The sequence below is a fragment of the Acinetobacter sp. 22301 genome (assembly GCF_052045285.1).
Taxonomy (GTDB): domain Bacteria; phylum Pseudomonadota; class Gammaproteobacteria; order Pseudomonadales; family Moraxellaceae; genus Acinetobacter; species Acinetobacter pittii.
Genome location: NZ_JBQEOR010000010.1, coordinates 86007 through 103039, shown reverse-complemented (window position 1 = coordinate 103039; position 17033 = coordinate 86007). Strand labels below are relative to the sequence as shown.

Annotated in this window: 18 protein-coding genes; 10 read left to right on the top strand and 8 right to left on the bottom strand. The window is 38.5% G+C overall.

The genetic code is table 11. The features are described 5' to 3' along the window. Nucleotide 1 precedes the first annotated feature (1 nt). The 3 genes from nuoN (at nucleotide 2) to ACTJJH_RS14725 (ending at nucleotide 2641) form a co-directional block, all read left to right on the top strand. The gene (gene nuoN / locus ACTJJH_RS14735) at nucleotides 2-1495 is read left to right on the top strand and encodes an NADH-quinone oxidoreductase subunit NuoN (RefSeq protein WP_002120035.1); all 1494 of its coding nucleotides are present in this window, start codon (nucleotides 2-4) and stop codon (nucleotides 1493-1495) included. A 100-nt stretch (nucleotides 1496-1595) separates the two neighbouring features. Continuing rightward, a complete protein-coding gene (gene upp / locus ACTJJH_RS14730; RefSeq protein WP_002120045.1) occupies nucleotides 1596-2231 on the top strand; it encodes a uracil phosphoribosyltransferase in 636 nt (211 codons plus the stop codon). 116 nt (nucleotides 2232-2347) lie between these two features. Next, complete coding sequence (locus ACTJJH_RS14725) at nucleotides 2348-2641, top strand: cold shock domain-containing protein (protein WP_005803269.1); 294 nt, start codon at nucleotides 2348-2350, stop codon at nucleotides 2639-2641. A 19-nt stretch (nucleotides 2642-2660) separates the two neighbouring features. Here ACTJJH_RS14725 and gigC read toward each other — a convergent pair whose 3' ends face one another. Then, complete coding sequence (gigC, locus tag ACTJJH_RS14720) at nucleotides 2661-3545, bottom strand: LysR family transcriptional regulator GigC (RefSeq protein WP_002120024.1); 885 nt, start codon at nucleotides 3543-3545, stop codon at nucleotides 2661-2663. An 86-nt stretch (nucleotides 3546-3631) separates the two neighbouring features. Between gigC and ACTJJH_RS14715 the strand changes: the two genes are divergently transcribed. Then, nucleotides 3632-4393: a ferredoxin--NADP reductase gene (locus tag ACTJJH_RS14715; RefSeq protein WP_440601347.1), complete on the top strand. Its 762-nt coding sequence runs from the start codon at nucleotides 3632-3634 to the stop codon at nucleotides 4391-4393. Between the two features lie 49 nt (nucleotides 4394-4442). Here ACTJJH_RS14715 and ACTJJH_RS14710 read toward each other — a convergent pair whose 3' ends face one another. Then, complete coding sequence (locus ACTJJH_RS14710) at nucleotides 4443-4862, bottom strand: hypothetical protein (RefSeq protein WP_014205905.1); 420 nt, start codon at nucleotides 4860-4862, stop codon at nucleotides 4443-4445. A gap of 290 nt (nucleotides 4863-5152) precedes the next feature. Here ACTJJH_RS14710 and ACTJJH_RS14705 point away from each other — a divergent pair, with 290 nt between their 5' ends. The 3 genes from ACTJJH_RS14705 (at nucleotide 5153) to ACTJJH_RS14695 (ending at nucleotide 7606) form a co-directional block, all read left to right on the top strand. Further along, nucleotides 5153-5380, top strand: a complete 228-nt coding sequence (locus ACTJJH_RS14705; RefSeq protein ID WP_005803268.1) for a hypothetical protein — start codon at nucleotides 5153-5155, stop codon at nucleotides 5378-5380. 225 nt (nucleotides 5381-5605) lie between these two features. Beyond that, nucleotides 5606-7309, top strand: a complete 1704-nt coding sequence (locus ACTJJH_RS14700) for a mechanosensitive ion channel (RefSeq protein ID WP_017481287.1) — start codon at nucleotides 5606-5608, stop codon at nucleotides 7307-7309. Nucleotides 7310-7435: 126 nt separating this feature from the next. Beyond that, nucleotides 7436-7606: a hypothetical protein gene (locus ACTJJH_RS14695; RefSeq protein WP_002120038.1), complete on the top strand. Its 171-nt coding sequence runs from the start codon at nucleotides 7436-7438 to the stop codon at nucleotides 7604-7606. 12 nt (nucleotides 7607-7618) lie between these two features. Here the strand turns inward: ACTJJH_RS14695 and ACTJJH_RS14690 are convergent, their stop codons facing one another. The 5 genes from ACTJJH_RS14690 to ACTJJH_RS14670 form a co-directional block, all read right to left on the bottom strand. Continuing rightward, nucleotides 7619-8818 (bottom strand): NAD(P)/FAD-dependent oxidoreductase, encoded by a 1200-nt coding sequence (locus ACTJJH_RS14690; RefSeq protein WP_174724205.1) that lies wholly within the window; start codon nucleotides 8816-8818, stop codon nucleotides 7619-7621. Between the two features lie 109 nt (nucleotides 8819-8927). Beyond that, nucleotides 8928-9818 carry a 1-aminocyclopropane-1-carboxylate deaminase/D-cysteine desulfhydrase gene (locus ACTJJH_RS14685; protein WP_032036800.1) on the bottom strand — a complete coding sequence of 297 codons (891 nt, stop codon included), beginning with the start codon at nucleotides 9816-9818 and terminating at the stop codon, nucleotides 8928-8930. 65 nt (nucleotides 9819-9883) lie between these two features. Beyond that, on the bottom strand, nucleotides 9884-11002 hold the full coding sequence (locus tag ACTJJH_RS14680; RefSeq protein WP_440601346.1) for an HlyD family secretion protein: 1119 nt from the start codon (nucleotides 11000-11002) through the stop codon (nucleotides 9884-9886). A gap of 39 nt (nucleotides 11003-11041) precedes the next feature. Then, nucleotides 11042-12685, bottom strand: coding sequence for an MFS transporter (locus tag ACTJJH_RS14675; RefSeq protein WP_440601345.1), 1644 nt, complete (start codon nucleotides 12683-12685; stop codon nucleotides 11042-11044). Further along, the gene (locus ACTJJH_RS14670) at nucleotides 12682-13251 is read right to left on the bottom strand and encodes a TetR/AcrR family transcriptional regulator (protein WP_440601353.1); all 570 of its coding nucleotides are present in this window, start codon (nucleotides 13249-13251) and stop codon (nucleotides 12682-12684) included. Before ACTJJH_RS14670 ends, ACTJJH_RS14675 begins: the two co-directional genes overlap by 4 nt. 179 nt (nucleotides 13252-13430) lie before the next feature. On the opposite strand from ACTJJH_RS14670, the gene ACTJJH_RS14665 reads away from it, so the two are divergent. From ACTJJH_RS14665 to ACTJJH_RS14655, 3 genes are all read left to right on the top strand, one after another. Further along, complete coding sequence (locus ACTJJH_RS14665; protein ID WP_002120398.1) at nucleotides 13431-14054, top strand: LysE family translocator; 624 nt, start codon at nucleotides 13431-13433, stop codon at nucleotides 14052-14054. Between the two features lie 162 nt (nucleotides 14055-14216). Next, nucleotides 14217-14405 carry an NF038215 family lipoprotein gene (locus tag ACTJJH_RS14660; RefSeq protein ID WP_032004289.1) on the top strand — a complete coding sequence of 63 codons (189 nt, stop codon included), beginning with the start codon at nucleotides 14217-14219 and terminating at the stop codon, nucleotides 14403-14405. Next, on the top strand, nucleotides 14386-14721 hold the full coding sequence (locus ACTJJH_RS14655) for a hypothetical protein (protein WP_017481292.1): 336 nt from the start codon (nucleotides 14386-14388) through the stop codon (nucleotides 14719-14721). The genes ACTJJH_RS14660 and ACTJJH_RS14655 overlap by 20 nt, the downstream gene beginning before the upstream one ends. Before the next feature lie 82 nt (nucleotides 14722-14803). Here ACTJJH_RS14655 and metG read toward each other — a convergent pair whose 3' ends face one another. Continuing rightward, nucleotides 14804-16870, bottom strand: a complete 2067-nt coding sequence (metG, locus tag ACTJJH_RS14650) for a methionine--tRNA ligase (protein ID WP_440601352.1) — start codon at nucleotides 16868-16870, stop codon at nucleotides 14804-14806. Between the last annotated feature and the right edge of the window lie 163 nt (nucleotides 16871-17033).

Sequence of the window (17033 nt, the reverse complement as noted above, 5' to 3'; positions counted from 1 at the left end):
CATGAACTTCACAGTATCATTTTCTACGCTTATGCCTTTAGCTCCGGTGATGATTGTTGCTTTGACAACAATCGTCGTCATGCTGTTAATTTCAATTAAGCGTAATCATAATTTAATCGCAACAGCTTCTGTTGTTGGTTTAAACCTTGCTGCACTTTATATTTTATTTGCAGTATTTGGCGGTAAGTTTGTACCGGCAAATGTGATGGGCATGTTTATGGTTGATCCATTTACCATGTTCTATCAATTTATGATTTTGATTGCGGCATTGGCATGTTGTACTTTGTCTCATGCTTACATCGAAACTTATAAAGACAACCGCGAAGAGTTATATCTTTTGTTACTTGCTTCAGTAGCAGGTGCAATGTTGATGGTTGCAAGCTCTCACTATGCATCGTTCTTCATTAGCCTTGAGTTAATGTCGATTCCTGTATATGGCTTACTTGCTTATACTTATCAACGTAGTAACTCACTTGAAGCGGGTATTAAGTACCTTGTACTTTCAGCAACAGCTTCTGCAATGTTGTTGATGGGTATGGCATATATCTATGCATATACAGGTTCACTTTCATTCTATGATTCTGTACAAGCATTATTTGAAGCAATCAAACAGCCAATGGTGTTATTAGGTTTAGCACTTATTATCTTTGCTGTTGCATTTAAATTGTCGCTTGCGCCGTTCCATAAATGGACACCGGATGTATATGCAGGTGCACCAGCGCCAATGGCAACTTTCTTAGCGACTGCTGCTAAAGTTGCAACAATTGGTTTGTTCGTGCGCTATATGCTTGCTTCAGGCGCAATGATGGTGAACTCGTTAGTAACTATTTTGACGATCATTGCTGTATTGTCGATTTTAGTTGGTAACTTACTCGCTGTTCGTCAAGTTAACTTAAAACGTATTCTTGGTTATTCATCTATTGCTCACTTTGGTTATTTGTTAATTGCTTTAATTAGCATGACTTATGCGAGCTTGGGTAGCGTAACTGTATATGTGGTGTCTTATGTATTAACAACTATTGGTGCCTTTGGTGCAGTAGCGTTAATGTCTAGCCCATATAACAACGTAGATGAAGCACAAAGCCTTGCAGACTACCGTGGTTTGTTCTGGCGTCGTCCAGTACTTACAGCAACTTTAACAGTCATGATGTTGTCTTTGGCTGGTATTCCATTAACAGCAGGCTTCATTGGTAAGTTCTTGGTGGTAATGGCTGCTGTAACAACTCAACACTGGTTCTTAGCTGCAATGATTATTGTGGGTAGTGGTATCGGTTTGTACTATTACTTACGTGTGATGGTTGTAATGTATATGACACCACCAGAAACTCCTCGTATTGATGCAGATGCTCATTGGGGACAAAAAGTGGGTGGTTTAATGGTATTAGCTGCTGCAGCATTAGTTATTATTTTGGGTGTCTACCCAGATCCAATGATTAATTTGGCACTAAAAGCAGAAATTTTATCTCCATTACATTTCATGCTTTCACAACAGTAATTCTGGTGTACAAAAAAGCCTCCAAATCTGGAGGCTTTTTTTTATTGAGCGTTAAAAAAAGATTATAATAAATACGTTTTTATATTTTTAGGTAACATCTGTGGCCATTCAAGAAATTCGTCACCCACTTATTCGTCATAAATTAGGCTTGTTACGCCGTGCTGACATCAGTACTAAGAATTTCCGTGAGCTTGCTCAGGAAGTGACTATGTTATTGACTTATGAAGCAACAAAAGATTTACCAGTTGTGGATTGTGAAATTGATGGATGGGCTGGAACTGTTACTACTCAGCGTATTGCTGGTAAAAAAATAACGATTGTACCGATTTTACGTGCCGGAATTGGTATGTTGGATGGCGTACTTAATCTAATTCCAAGCGCCAAAGTGAGTGTTTTAGGTCTTGAGCGTAATGAAGAAACATTAGAAGTTCGCACGTATTATAAAAAATTAGTTCCAGATGTGGCTAATCGTCTTGCAATGATTATTGACCCAATGCTAGCAACGGGTAATTCGTTAGTTGCTGCTATTGATGTGTTAAAGGCAAGTGGTTGTAAAGATATCCGTGTTATGGTGTTGGTTGCTGCTCCAGAAGGTGTCGCTAAAGTTGAAGCAGCTCATCCGGATGTGCAAATTTATACGGCATCTATTGATAATGGCTTAAATGAACAAGGTTATATTGTTCCTGGCTTGGGTGATGCTGGCGATAAAATTTTTGGTAGTGTACAAAAAGATTAATTTTTTGAAATAGCATTAAAAAGAGACTTCATTCAACCGTATAATTTTAAAAACGGAATCGTGAGTCTCTTTTTTATTTACTGCAACGACTGGATTGGAAAAGTAGGGGAAAGATCATGAAGCAAGAGTTTTATACTGGATGGGTAAAACAATATAACCCTGATAAAGGTTTTGGTTTTATTGAGACCACTGAAGGAGATATTTTCTTTCATATTTCTGATTTCCCTGCATCAGAGGGCGAACCGAAAAGAAATGAAAAAGTGAGATTTCTTGCTGCAGATAATCAGGGCAAATTTAAAGCGATCAAAATTGAGCGTGTTGACCCGAATCCTGCGAAAACCAAGAAAAATAAAATTGCGGATCACAATAAAGCGATCACAAGCGAATTGCTATCAAATTTTCGACGCTAATCAACGAAAAGATCAGGTTTTAAACCTGATCTTCACAGAATTGTAAGAATGCTTTGAGACCTGGACCCTGATATTTTTGACGATGTACCAGCATATAAAGCGGACGGGTAAGCTGCCAGAATGGTGTATCTAAAATTACTAATTGTCCCTTTTCAATTAAAGGTTCAATGGCAAGTTTAGAAATACATGACATACCTAAACCACCAGCAACAATTTTTAAAATTGCTTCATTGTGACCTAGGGTTAAACGAATATTCGCATCTGGCAGATCTTGCAATATAGCATTATCAAACACTTCACGAGTTCCTGAGCCTTCTTCACGTAAAATCCATTCGACTTGAAGAAAATCATGCGCTGTTAGAGGTCTATTTAAACGTGCTAACGGGTGATTTGGGGCACAGCAAACTGCAAGCTCATCATCACGCCAATGAATACATTGGAGTTGAGGTAAGTGACATGATCCCTCAATTAAAGCTAAATCAAGTTGGAATTGATTGACTGCTTCAATCATTTGGCGTGTATTGCCCACTTGTAATTGCAAATGCGCTTTAGGATGATGCTGTAAAAAGTTTGCCATTAAATCTGGCATGAGGTAATCACTAATCGTTAAAGTGGCCCCAATACGTAAATCAATGCTTTGCAATTCACCTTTTGCAGCTTGCTCAAAAGCTTCACAGCGACCTAATATTTCTAATGCTTGAGGCAATAGAAAACGACCTAAATCATTAAGCTGTAATCGTTTACCTAAACGATCAAATAGAGGCGCACCAAGACCATCCTCTAAATCTGCTAAAGCCATACTTGCTGCACTTTGCGTCAGTCTGACCGCATCACTCGCTTTAGTGACAGTTCCTTCTTGAGCGACTGCTACAAAAACAGCCAACTGGCGTAATGTCATGCGCATGTTTAAAAAGCCTTAACGTTTAAAAGTATTCATTATTTCGGCTGTCATGCTAACATGAGCGCACTATTTCATGCCACGTTGAAATCATGTCAATTGAAAAATTTAGCGTAGAAAAAGTTTTATCTGTACACCGCTGGACTCCAACTCTTTTCAGTTTCACCATGACCCGCCCTGCACATTTTAAATTTACTGCTGGGCAATTCGCACGTATTGGACTAAAAGTTGAAGAGGAACTCGTTGTTCGTGCTTATTCGGTAGTCTCATCACCATTTGATGAAACGCTTGAGTTTTTTTCGATTGTAGTACCAGACGGTGCATTTACGTCAAATCTTCAATATTTAAAGGTAGGAGATGAGCTTTATTTAGAAAAAATACCTTATGGTTATTTGACTTTAGCTCGCTATCAACAACCTTTACCACATGATTTATGGTTATTGGCAACGGGTACAGGATTAGCTCCATTTTTATCGATGTTACAAGACTTCGATACATGGTCTAAATATCAAAAAATTAATTTGGTCTACAGTGTCCGTACCGCAGCTGAGTTAGCTTATGTCGATCGTATTCAAGAGATTGCTGAAACTTTTGGGGAAGGACATAACGGATTTAAATTTATTCCGATTATTACTAGAGATCCATCTGCGCCATTGCATGATCGTTTGCCGATTCTGATTGAAAATGGTGAATTAGAAAAATCTGCTGGTATAGAGCTGAATCCTGCCTCAAGCCACGTTATGCTTTGCGGAAATCCACAAATGGTAGATGACACTAAAGAGGCTTTAAAGCGCCGTGGTTTGACGATGAATCGTCGAGGTGAGGGAAATATTGCGGTAGAAAACTACTGGTAATAAATCTTATTTTGAAAGTAATTTAAAATTAATTTTATGGATATGTTTATTAGTGGACAAACATATCCATAAATTCGCGAATTTCTGAAATTGCGCTGTCTACATCGGTTGAAAGCCAAGTTGGCTCAAAAAGACCTGCATAATGTTCCAAACGATCTTGTGGAACGACTAAGCGAACAGGACAGTCTTCTTCTAGTAAGCGCCAAGGTAAAATCGGAACATCATTGTCTAGAAAAATATTGATATTACGAATATCAACAATCATGGCATTAATGCAGTCAGGAAATGGCATGACGGAAAATTCTTCAGTACGGCGACGAAAATACTCTAAATCACCCCATTTGAGTTCATAACTTGGTTTATTAAATTCAATAATACCAATGAGATGTTCGTCTCTCGTCTGATGTATATAACATTGATGCGTGACGTCAGTGTCGAGATCAAGTGTTACGTTTTGCTGACGATACATCATAAAATAGAGCAGCTTTAAAACAAGGGGGCTTATTATAGCCTATTTTATAAAAAGTAAGCGCTAAAACATATTGTATTACAAATAGAACCTTAAAGAAGCTCGAGCATAATTTATCAATATTTTTAAATGGCTAAATATTTTTGCCTAAATTTTATACTGTTTTTATTATTTTAATAGTAGAGTTTTGCAAACACAGACACCTTAGCATAATGCTTTTTCACACAATGCAACAAACCAAATTGCTATGATGATTATAAAGTTAATGATAAAAGAAGAGGGGAAAGAAGATGCATGATTTTTCAAAACCACCTCATGTGACGAGTCCTGAAGAAACTGCGAAAAAAAGAAGATTGCCAGTTTACATTTTAATTATTGTTGGGCTTTTTCTTATTGCACTCATCGTCTACATGGTTGCTGATCACAGCAAAACACCTAAAGAAGAAGCCGCTTTTCAACATGAGGCCACACCACATGTCATTAAGAGCACTTCAGATTTGAATATTTATAAAGGGTAATAAGTTAGCCAGTATATCTTCATAGAAAGCCTTTGGGATGTGACCTGAAGGCTTTTTTTGCAACCTTTTGCATCAATTTGTTGTATTTATGCAGAAGTGTGTTGATTACAAAATATTCAAAACATAAGGTGAGATAGACCGCATTTATCGTCATTTTTAACAACGAAAAGTGTTTTTCATAATTGATGGCACTGAAAAGAACATAACAATTGAGGACATAACAATATGAATGAATTTTTTGATGGGCCTCGCGGCGCTCAGTTTGATGCGATGTATTACTGGGATCAGTTTCATCCTATTTTAGCTGCAATCGTCATCTTACTGGTTGGCTGGATAATCGCTTTATTAGTTGCGGCAGGTGTAAAAAAACTTCTGCAAAAAGTAAATACCAATGCAAAATTATCTTCAGCAACTGGGCGTGCTCCAAACATAGAAGGTCTTATTTCAAAAGTCGTATTCTGGTTTATTCTAATCTTAGCTGTTGTCGCAGCTCTCAATGTACTTAACATTAGTGGAGTAAGTGGCCCGTTCAGCAATATGGTGAATCAGGTACTCGTCTATATTCCAAATATTATTGCTGCTGTTGTGGTGGGTTTTATTGGTTGGATCGTTGCTCGACTGGTGCGAGCGGGGGTGACCAATGTTTTATCCCGAACGCAACTCGATGATAAGTTAAGCAGCGAAGTGGGTGTAGGTGGAATTAGCCAGAATATTGGTGAAATTCTTTACTGGCTTGTATTGTTACTTTTCCTTCCGATTGTTCTTTCAATATTAGGATTAACAGGCTTACTGATTCCAGTTCAAAATATGGTAAATGATGCTGTAGCATTCTTACCAAATATCTTTATTGCTGGTGTTATCGTTTTTGTTGGTTATATCTTGGCAAAAATTGTACGCGGTATTGTTGAAGGTTTAGTAAATAGCTTAGGTGTTCAGGCTCAAGCTGAAAAAATTGGTCTTTTCAAAAGCTCTAACGTAGGCAAATTCTTAGGTTCATTTGTTTTCGCAATCATCATTATTACAACATTGATTGTAGCGTTTGAAGCTTTAGGGATTGAGACAATTTCTCAGCCAGCAACAGCAATGCTTAATGAAATCTTGCAGGCAATTCCAAACATTATTGCTGCTGGTTTAATTCTACTAGTTGCTTATATTGTTTCTCGTTTTGTTGGCCGCTTAGTAGCCGAATTAATTGCAGGTACTGGTGTTGATGAAATTCCTGCAAAGTTAGATGTACAACGCTTTTTAGGCCAAACTAAAGTTTCTAATGCAGTTGGCTGGTTAATTGTATTCTTTACTATGTTATTTGCAGTTTCTGAAGCTGCGGATCGTCTTGGTTTCGATCAAATTAGTGGTCTAATCGCAATGTTTATCCATTTCGGTGCAAACATTCTATTGGGCGCTGTAATCTTGGTTATTGGTTTCTGGCTTGCCAATGTTGTGGCGAACGTGGTTCAACGCGGCGAATATAATAGCTCGCGTTGGTTAGGTAGTTTAGTTCGTGTGTTAATTATTGGTCTTGTACTTGCGCTTGGTTTAAGAGCGATGGGTATTGCAGATTCAATCGTTAATCTTGCATTTGGCTTGACTCTAGGCGCAGTTGCAGTTGCTTTCGCTCTTGCATTTGGTTTAGGTGGTCGCCAACCAGCAGAAAGACTGTTGAGCGATTTGCTAGATAAAGCTAAAAAAGAAGCGAATGAACCAAATCCTCTGTATCAACCACCGTCTACTACCACAACGAGCAGCCCATCTGCTGGTAGCTCATCTGCAACTACGAGTTCGTCAACATCTACAGTTGCACCAACGACTACAACTTCACCATCAACTGTTTCATCTGATGCAAAACCAGCTGATTCTGCACAAGTAAATCCAGCAGAACCACCAGTAAATAAACCGTTTGGATCTACTGGAGAAAATGACGAAATTTAGTAAGTAAAACTAATTTTCAGATAAACCGTACAAAAAATCTTTGATTTTTGTGATAAGTTCGACCACTCTATATTGAGTGGTCGTTCTTTTTAGACGTTATAAAAACAAATAAGTGAGGAAAATACGATGAAGAAACCAGGTCGTTTTTTAGCACCGATTGTCATTGCGGGAATTACGGTAGGTTTTTTAGCAAGTGCTTATAAATTTGTGTTTAATAAATCTAACTCATCAAAACAGGCAACAACTCATACTCGTAATTCTGAAAAATCATCAAATGATTCGAAAGCCTCAAATTAGCTTATTGATCATTTAAACGTATTGTGCTGCTGCATAAGCGGAAGACCAAGCCCATTGGAAGTTATAACCTCCTAAATGGCCAGTCACATCAAGTACTTCCCCAATAAAAAACAGTCCTTTCTGCTTTTTACTTTCCATTGTTTTGGAAGATACTTCACTTGTATCAACTCCACCTAAAGTAACTTCGGCAGTACGATAGCCTTCTGTGCCTGATGGTTTCACAGCAAAACCATGTAGTTGCTCGGCAATATGATCTAGCTGTGCATCACTGATATTACCAATTACTGTCTCGCTCTGCTCTGGCCATATAAGTTGTTGTAACTCTTGTACAATACTTTTTGCCGTAAATTCATTCAGAAGAGTACGCAATAAAACTTTAGGTTTGGCTTTCTTTTTGTCTTTTAAATAATTTGCTAAATCTTGGCTCGGGAAAAAGTCAATTTTAAAACTTTCACCGGTATTCCAATAGTTTGAAAGCTGTAAAGAACTTGGACCACTCAAACCACGATGCGTAAACAATAAGGCTTCAGTAAAGCTATTTTTCGAGTTACTTAGAGTCACATCTAAAGCATTACCACTTAGGCGTGTAGTGACTTCTTTAATATGATCTGAAAAAGTAAATGGGACTAAACCTGCGCGAGTTGGGAAAACCGTATGTCCAAATTTTTGTGCCAGTTCATAGCCAAACCCAGAACCACCCAAAGTTGGAATGGATAAACCACCTGTAGCAACCACTAATGACTCACAGCTAAATCGGCCTTGGTTTGTGTGTACAGTAAAACCGCCTTTTTCTAATGGATCAATCTGTACAGCTTCACATTGAGTTTGGATATCAACGTTATTGGTTTTATCACATTCACTCACTAGCATCTCTAAAATTTCTTTAGCGCCGTTTAGCGTGAATAATTGCCCGTGTTTTCGTTCTTCATAAGCAATTTTATAATCACATACCAAACCGATAAAGTCCCAGTTGCTGTAGCGTGATAGGGCAGAAATAACGAAGTGTGGATTATGAGAAATATAGTTGTCAGGCTCTACATACAGGTTGGTAAAGTTACACTTGCCACCGCCCGACATTAAAATCTTTTTACCAATTTTATTGGCTTTTTCTAAAATTAAAACCGAGCGCCCTCGTTTAGCAGCATGTGCAGCCAACATGAGTCCAGAAGCACCTGCACCTAAGACAATGACATCAACATGACTGTTAGACATAAGAGATTCTCGATTAATCGTGAAAATTTAAAAGGGGCATATACTATCATGCCGAGCCTTAGTCATGCTAAAGACATTTACTGCTATGCGGAGTAATGTGTACTAAAAGCTAATAAGTTATTGATGTGTTTTTATTTCTTATATCTGCCTGTAAACCACCAGAATGAATTGCCAGAATGCGAGTACCTTCAGAAAAGTAATTATTCTTTATAAGATCAAACAGACCGAACATCATCTTTCCCGTATAGATCGGTTCAAGTGGTACCGCATGCTGCTCTTCAAAACTTTCTATAAACGCCAATAACTCGGGTGAAGTTTTTGCATACCCACCACAGCAGTATGCATCTGTCACAGACCAGTTCTGTTTTTTGGTCCACTGCCGAATTTCTTGTTGTAAAAAGTCACCTTTTAAAGCCGAAAATCCTAAGACTTTTTGATCGGCTGAACTCCTTTCAATAAGACCTGAAATCGTTCCGCCAGTTCCTACTGCACAGCAAATCACATCATAGTTTTGCAAATCGCTTTGATTGATAATTTCCTGACAACCTTGAACTGCCAGTTCATTGGTACCGCCTTCAGGAATAATGAAAGTTTCAGGAAATTGATGGTGTAACTGTTGAAGATAATTTGCCTCATCTCGTAAGCGATATTCATTGCGTGAGACAAAATGTAGATACATTCCTAAACTTTGAGCTTTTGCTAAGGTTGGATTAAGAGGTTTATCAGCTAACTCTTCACCACGAATAATCCCAATACTTTTTAAGCCAAAAAGATGAGCGGCATAGGCAGTCGCGGCAATATGATTTGAATAGGCCCCTCCAAAAGTCAAAATGCTCGATAAACCTTGTTGTTTTGCGACAAGCAGATTGTATTTTAGTTTGAAAAATTTATTGCCCGAAATTTGAGGATGAACTAAATCTAATCGCTTAATGTCGAGATGAACTAAAGAGGGGAGTTCAATATGCTGATAGGAAACAGGTTGGGCAATGTGATCAAACATTAGAAATTGAGAAAAATAATGATTGATCACATTGTAGCTTTTTAAATAGAGCTTTAAAAAGCTGTTTACGAACTTGTATCGACAGAAGTAATTACTGACATGCCAGGGCGTAAGTGCTCCATTCCTTCTTGATTTGGATCAATGGTAATACGTACGGCAATTCTTTGAACTACTTTGGTAAAGTTTCCTGTTGCATTGTCAGGCTTTAACACACTGAACTCAGAACCCGCAGCAGGTGAGATCTGCTCAACATGTCCTGTAAATTTTTTGTGTTTCATGGCATCGACTGTGAACCATGCTTTTTGTCCAATTCGCATATTGGCAATTTGGGTTTCTTTAAAGTTAGCAATCACCCAAGTTTGTTGTGGAATTAAGTAGAGTAACTGCGAGCCTGCTGCTACATATTGCCCAACACGAGGGTTCACCTCACCAAGTTGTCCATCCATTGGAGCAACAATAACGCTATAGTCTTTGGTGGTTTGCGCTTGGTCTAACTGTGCTTTAGCACTGGAAACTTGTGCTTCTAATCCAGCTTCTGCCACTTGTGCTGTTTTAAGCGCTTCTTTGGCAACTAAAACATTGGCCTCTGCCTGCTTCAGTGCTGCAAGGTTATTTTCAGCATCTGCTGCGGCTTTATCTTGCTCAGATTTAGAAGCTGCTCCACTATTTCCTAACTGTTGATATCGTCTAAGCTGTGCTAAAGAAAGCTCATATTGAGCCCTAACTTGTTCAACTTTAGCCTGTGCAGCCACAATATCAGCTTGTTTTTGAGCAATAGACTGTGTCTGATTGGCTAAAGTATTTTTAGCTTGTTCAACTCCAGAAGCCGCTTGCGCTACTTTTTGGTCGTAAGTGGTTGCATCAATATGCATTAATACTTGACCCTTTTTAACGTGGTCAAAGTCCTTAACTAATACATCTTTAACATAGCCATTAATTTGCGACGATAAAATCGTTGTTTTACCTTTAACATAACTATTGTCAGTTTGCTGAACACTCGTTGCGAAGGGTCCGATTCTCCATGCCCACAAAATCACTAAAATACCGACAATGAGCACAACTAGCATCCATAATAAAGTTGAGCGTTTTGTTGGAATCAGTTTGCTCGCAGGTGCCGGTTCGTTAGATGGAGCGGGAGCTGCTTGAGGTGGATCTTGTTCCGGTTTGTTTTGATCATCTGACATATATCAATCTCAATTTCTATTTCATCAATAAAGAAGCCGTTAAGGACGGCTAATTCCTCTACGTTGTAGATATTTACTTCGTGCAATATTAAAACCACCCCACAAGAGTAGTGCGACAGCAAAAATACCGTTTAATGCAATAACGTCATTGTAGGCACGCACTTGCGCTTCACGAGTGACCACTTGATTAAGTGAGCGCATGGATTGGGCTGTTTGTAATGCTGGGTCAGTAGTCGTAACTGATGCACTGCGTTGATATGTAGAGAGCCTTTGAGCAACTAGAGGATCTGCTTGTTCCAAATCTTTAATAATCTCGACTTGATAGTTTTGTGTGCGGTGTTGTTGATAGGTCGAGAAGAATGAAGACCCGACAAGGCCGCCAAATGTTTGAGTTGCAGAGAACAGCACAATAAAAGTCACCACATACGAAGGACCTTTAGCCAAAGTTTGCGCAAAGCCAATCAGGAGCAATGGCCCAATAAATAAACCACCTGCAAAGCCTACTAAAAACTGACTTGCAAAGAAGTTCACAGGTCGGACATCACTCGTTAAGTGATAATCTAATCCACACGCGACTAAAATTAAAAATTCTGCAAAAAGTAAGTGGAAGATAATCCGTTCGCGTGAAAAAGTTAGTGCACTAAAAAGTGTTCCGCTTAAAATCCCTATCAATATGACCACATAGAGTGGAACAAATTGGTCAGGACCCATTCCCATGGTTTTTAAGAAATTAACAGCTGCGTAGCTTTGTTCAGACATTAAAAGTCGAATGGCAAAGGCACCAAAAATGAAGCGTAGGGTCGAAGCGGCACCTAACCAGCGTGTCATAATTAATGGATTGGCACGATAGTGCTCATAGAGCAAACCAAGAACAACTAAACTAAAACCTGCAATTAAGACGTAAGCAAGCCATTCACTGTTGAACCACCATAAAATTGGACCTTGCGTGAGCACAATACACAAGCAGGCAAAACCTGGAGCCAATAAAGCAAATGTAAAGAAATCCTGCTTCTCAAAAACATAAATTCTTAAGCTCCGCGGTAATTTCAATGAAACGACCATGGCTAAACAACAAAGTGCTAAGCCGAGCTCAAAGGTATATAGAACAGACCAACTGTCTGTATTTACAAGAAATGGAGAAATAATCCAAGCTAATGGTACGCCAAGTTGCTGAAAACCAAAGGCAATATATATACCTTTTGCCATGTCTGCTTTTTTAAAAGCTTGCATGGTGTAATACATACCTAGTGAGCTTAATGGCGCACCAGCTAAACCAGATACAACCCGCGCAAATAGGGCCATTTCATAAGTATGCACAAAAATATGTAATACCAGAACTGCAATAAAAATCACGAGTCCTATTTCAGAAAATACTCTCAGGCCATACTGTTGCCGGGCTTTAAATAAAATCAGGTTTGAACTGACGTTTGCCATGACATAAGCAGCAGGCAACCAAGCCGCTTCGGAAGGAGTTAGTCCATACTCACCTTGGATTAAAGGTAAATTTGCCGTAATAAAACCATTACTTAAGCTTGCCGAAAGGGCGATAAATAAACCAATAAAAAAGTAAATAAACCGCTTAGGTACAGAGTGTGCAATAGCTGCTGGTGAACCAGGTAAAGTCGGTTGCTCTTCTGGGGTCCAGTCGGGTGGTGTTTCCAAATAACGAGGCGTTTTACTCATTCTATCCCTCGAATTTTTTGTATTTGAATACCATGAAATAGTAATTCAATTGCTCGTTTTGCTAAGCGAGTTTGTTCTTCTGGCTCATGTCCTTGAAATGAAGAACCCAACATTGCTGTGACCATTGCATAGTCATCGGCGGTCAGATCAGCTCGGCACAATTTTTGTTCTATCGCATTTTCAATCAGTGGGTTAAGTGCATTATTTCGCCGTTCATAAATTTTTAACATAATTGGATCTTGTCGATCAATCACTCTCCAAAAATCTTGCAAAATTGCGAGTTTGGGAAGTTGCCTAATATGTCCTTCAATTAAACGAAATAAACCATCCTCGAATTGTTGAAAATGAGCTGCTTTTTGCTCTAGCTGTGTAATCGCACGTTCTAAAAGTGCACTAATTAAAGCTTTTCGATCACAAAAATTACGATAGAACGTCGCTCTGCCTACACCAGCGTGGTCAATCACAACTTGTAAGGGAACATTAATACCATGAATACGAAAACATTCTTCGGCTGCATTGAGTAATTCATCCCGATTATGGGCTGCAATTTTTTGACGTTTACTCATGTCATCGGTTTGGGGAGTTCTAAAGGTTATATATTTAACGGACATTTTTGTCCGTTGTGAAGATTTAAATTGTAAAAACATGAAAATTCAATTTTCATCATTTATATCTTCGCCATTTTTATATGTGTCATAAAAAGCTGTTAGAATACCGCGCAATTGCATGATGCTAGGTCAATACAATGTTTGAGTCCCTTATTCCTCTTTTTTCAATTGCGATGGCATTGATGCTTGGAGCAATAAGTCCTGGGCCAAGCTTTATTTATGTTGCACAAAATTCAATTTCTAAATCACGTAAACATGGGTTGTTTACCGCTTTAGGGACGGGGACAGGCGCAGCGCTTTTTGGTCTATTAGCAGTTATGGGATTGCAAGCAGTTTTATTGGCGGTGCCTTCTGCTTATCTAATTTTAAAAATTGGTGGTGGGCTATATTTACTTTGGCTGGCTTTTAAAATTATTAAACATGCTAAAGAACCAATTGCGATGGAAAACGATGGCAAATCGAAAATGACCTATAAGCAGGCATATCGATATGGCTTAATTACCCAGTTAAGTAATCCAAAAATCGCAGTCGTGCTAGCGAGTGTATTTACTGCTTTGTTGCCAAAAGAAATTCCAAATTATTACTACGTCGCATTACCAGTGATTTGTTTTATGATTGATGCTGGTTGGTACTCATGTGTGGCAATGCTGCTCTCTTCAGAGAAGCCTCGAAAAATGTATCTGAAAGCAAAAACAGGGGTGGATCGAGTTGCTGGAAGTATTGTGACTTTATTGGGTTTAAAATTAATTTTCTTCAAATGATAAGTCTTTAATTAAAATATCTACAAAATCCAAAGCCAGCTATTTATAGTCTGGCTTTATTTTTGAGTAAAATATATACAAATTGAAATATCTTTTTTAGCACTTAAATACTTTAAAAGTGGTAACTTAATAAATAAAACAAAAAGAAATGAGGATCACGTTATGAAAAAACTAATAGTGAGCATTTCTGTAGTTTTTCTCATCTTAACTACAGGATGTGAGATGAGAACGACGAGTAAACAACAATCGGCAAATGAGCGGACTATGAGTATTGTGGGTACTCCAGTTCACGAAAAGGACTATAAAATTTCCGATATACAAGTGAATAATCATGAGCAATCTAACTATTAAGTTACTTGCTGGATGTGCAACTTACTGTATTTTGAATATGGTAATTGCATGTGAGCCTGCTTCTTTAGATGGGGAGCTTTTTCAGGAAAAATATGATTTAAATCATGATGGCATGTATAGCCTAAAAGAATTTCAACGGGTTGAAGACTTTTATCCTTATAACTGGCCGAGTGATAAGCGTTTTCAAGGTGAAAACAAGCAGACAGAGCTATTTCATTATTTAGATGAAAATAAGAATGGCTATTTAACAAATGAAGAGTTGGGAAATATACACGTTTTATTTAATAACCCTTGCGAAGGGTGGCCGTGGTCATAATTTAGTAAGCTTTGTTTAAACCTATTCAAAGCCCTTAAAAATAAAAAAGCTCCCAATTTAGGGAGCTTTTTTTGAAAGCAGATTAAGAAACTTTATCGCCAGGTTTCGCACCGCTGTCTGGAGAAATAATGAAAATACCTTCACCATTTCCGGCAGCAAGTACCATGCCGTTTGAAATACCAAAACGCATTTTTCGTGGTGCAAGGTTAGCCACCATAACAACCAATTTACCTTTTAGGTCTTCTGGTGTGTATTGGCTACGAATACCACTAAATACATTGCGTGGTTCAGCTTCACCAACGTCTAAAGTAAGTTGTAGTAGTTTATCTGAATCTTCAACTGTACCTGCTTCAATGACCTGAGCAACACGTAAGTCAACTTTTAAGAAATCTTCAATACCGATAATTTCAGCTTCACCAACTGCTGGAGTAGGCGCTGCTTTTTTCTCAGCTGCTTTGTCTTTTTTTACTGCCGCTTTTGTTGCTTCTGGAGCAGGAGCACCTAAAGACTCTTTAGAAGCATCAACCATAGCTGCAACAGCTTTTGGATCAACACGCTGCATAAGCGGTTGGAACTGCGCAATCTCATGGCTTACAAGAATTTGTTTGCGTGACTCGAAATCGAAGCTTTCAAGTTTTAAGAAATCTTGAACTTGTTGAGCTAAAGTTGGCAGAACTGGAGCTAAGTACACTGCGAGTTGACGGAATAAGTTGATACCCACAGAGCAGACGTCAAGAACTTGTTGCTCTTGACCTTCTTGTTTAGCAAGTGCCCAAGGCTTTTTCTCATCAATATATTGGTTTGCACGGTCAGCTAGCGCCATAATTTCACGGATCGCCGTAGAGAATTCACGTGCTTCATATGCAGCAGCGATTGAATCGCCAGCATCAATAAAACTTTGTACTAAATCAGTTTCTGCACATTGAGCAGATAACGTATTGTTAAAGCTGCTGTTGATGAATTTCGCACAACGGCTAGCAATATTAACGACTTTACCGACTAAGTCTGAATTTACTTTTTGAACAAAGTCATCAAGATTTAAGTCAGAGTCTTCAACTTTATCTGAAAGCTTAGATGCAAAGTAATAACGTAAATATTCTGGGTTTAAATGCTGTAAGTAAGTCTCAGCCTTAATGAAAGTACCACGTGACTTAGACATTTTTTGTCCATTTACAGTCAAGAAACCGTTTACAAACAAGCCTGTTGGAGTGCGATAGTTCGCACCTTCAAGCATTGCAGGCCAGAATAAAGCATGGAAATAAACAATGTCTTTCCCAATAAAATGATAAACATCGTTTTGGCTGTCTTTTTTCCAGAAATCATCAAAGTTTAAATCTGGGCGTTTAGTTTTGATGTAGTTTTCAAAACTAGACATATAACCAATTGGGGCATCTACCCATACGTAGAAATATTTATTTGGTGCGTCTGGAATTTCAAAGCCAAAATATGGTGCATCACGAGAAATATCCCAGTCTGCTAAACCAGCTTCAAACCATTCATCTAACTTGTTCGCAATTGAAAGAGGTAAACGACCTTCATCACGCGTCCATTTCTGCAAATATTCTGAAAAGTTTGGAAGCTTGAAGAAATAGTGATCTGAAGATTTTTCAACTGGTGTTGCACCACTTAAAGTCGAACGCGGGTTAAGTAGCTCAGTTGCATTGTAAGTTGTACCGCACACTTCACATGAGTCGCCGTATTGATCTTCTGATTTACATTTTGGGCATGTACCTTTAATGAAACGGTCAGACAAGAACATCCCTTTTTCTGGGTCAAATAATTGAGTTACAGGACGAACTGCAATATTTCCAGCGTCACGGTTTTTAATATAGATATCTGTTGAACGTGCTTTGTTTGCATCGCTATGCGTTGAATCGTAATGATCGAAATGTACACCAAAACCGTCAAAATCACGGATGTGTTCTTTTTGAACATTCGCAATTTGCTCTTCTGGGCTAATACCATTTGCTTCGGCACGTAGCATAATTGCTGTACCGTGAGCATCATCCGCACATACATAAGTCACATCATGACCCATTGCTCGCATGGCACGAACCCAGATATCTGCCTGGATGTAACCGAGTAAATGACCCATATGAATTGGACCATTAGCATAAGGGAGGGCATTAGTGACTAAAATTTTACGCACGGATTTCATTCTCTCATTCGTATTTATAAGGTGGAAGATTTTAACTGATGCAGGGAGATAAGCAAAGATTAATAATCTCCGGCTTGGCATAAGAGATTTCTATTAAAATAGATTTTGGTCAGGCATGGTTTCTCTTTAGAACAGATAAACAAATCAAAAAATA

Bases quoted from the DNA above. Each gene is read 5' to 3' on its own strand.
- ACTJJH_RS14695 (WP_002120038.1), top strand. From the start codon at position 7,436: ATGAAGAAACCAGGTCGTTTTTTAGCACCGATTGTCATTGCGGGAATT.
- gigC (WP_002120024.1), bottom strand. From the start codon at position 3,545: ATGCGCATGACATTACGCCAGTTGGCTGTTTTTGTAGCAGTCGCTCAA.
- ACTJJH_RS14685 (WP_032036800.1), bottom strand. From the start codon at position 9,818: ATGTTTGATCACATTGCCCAACCTGTTTCCTATCAGCATATTGAACTC.
- ACTJJH_RS14675 (WP_440601345.1), bottom strand. From the start codon at position 12,685: ATGAGTAAAACGCCTCGTTATTTGGAAACACCACCCGACTGGACCCCA.
- nuoN (WP_002120035.1), top strand. From the start codon at position 2: ATGAACTTCACAGTATCATTTTCTACGCTTATGCCTTTAGCTCCGGTG.
- ACTJJH_RS14690 (WP_174724205.1), bottom strand. From the start codon at position 8,818: ATGTCTAACAGTCATGTTGATGTCATTGTCTTAGGTGCAGGTGCTTCT.
- ACTJJH_RS14710 (WP_014205905.1), bottom strand. From the start codon at position 4,862: ATGTATCGTCAGCAAAACGTAACACTTGATCTCGACACTGACGTCACG.
- ACTJJH_RS14665 (WP_002120398.1), top strand. From the start codon at position 13,431: ATGTTTGAGTCCCTTATTCCTCTTTTTTCAATTGCGATGGCATTGATG.
- ACTJJH_RS14680 (WP_440601346.1), bottom strand. From the start codon at position 11,002: ATGTCAGATGATCAAAACAAACCGGAACAAGATCCACCTCAAGCAGCT.
- ACTJJH_RS14725 (WP_005803269.1), top strand. From the start codon at position 2,348: ATGAAGCAAGAGTTTTATACTGGATGGGTAAAACAATATAACCCTGAT.
- ACTJJH_RS14705 (WP_005803268.1), top strand. From the start codon at position 5,153: ATGCATGATTTTTCAAAACCACCTCATGTGACGAGTCCTGAAGAAACT.
- ACTJJH_RS14715 (WP_440601347.1), top strand. From the start codon at position 3,632: ATGTCAATTGAAAAATTTAGCGTAGAAAAAGTTTTATCTGTACACCGC.
- ACTJJH_RS14670 (WP_440601353.1), bottom strand. From the start codon at position 13,251: ATGAGTAAACGTCAAAAAATTGCAGCCCATAATCGGGATGAATTACTC.
- ACTJJH_RS14660 (WP_032004289.1), top strand. From the start codon at position 14,217: ATGAAAAAACTAATAGTGAGCATTTCTGTAGTTTTTCTCATCTTAACT.
- ACTJJH_RS14700 (WP_017481287.1), top strand. From the start codon at position 5,606: ATGAATGAATTTTTTGATGGGCCTCGCGGCGCTCAGTTTGATGCGATG.
- ACTJJH_RS14655 (WP_017481292.1), top strand. From the start codon at position 14,386: ATGAGCAATCTAACTATTAAGTTACTTGCTGGATGTGCAACTTACTGT.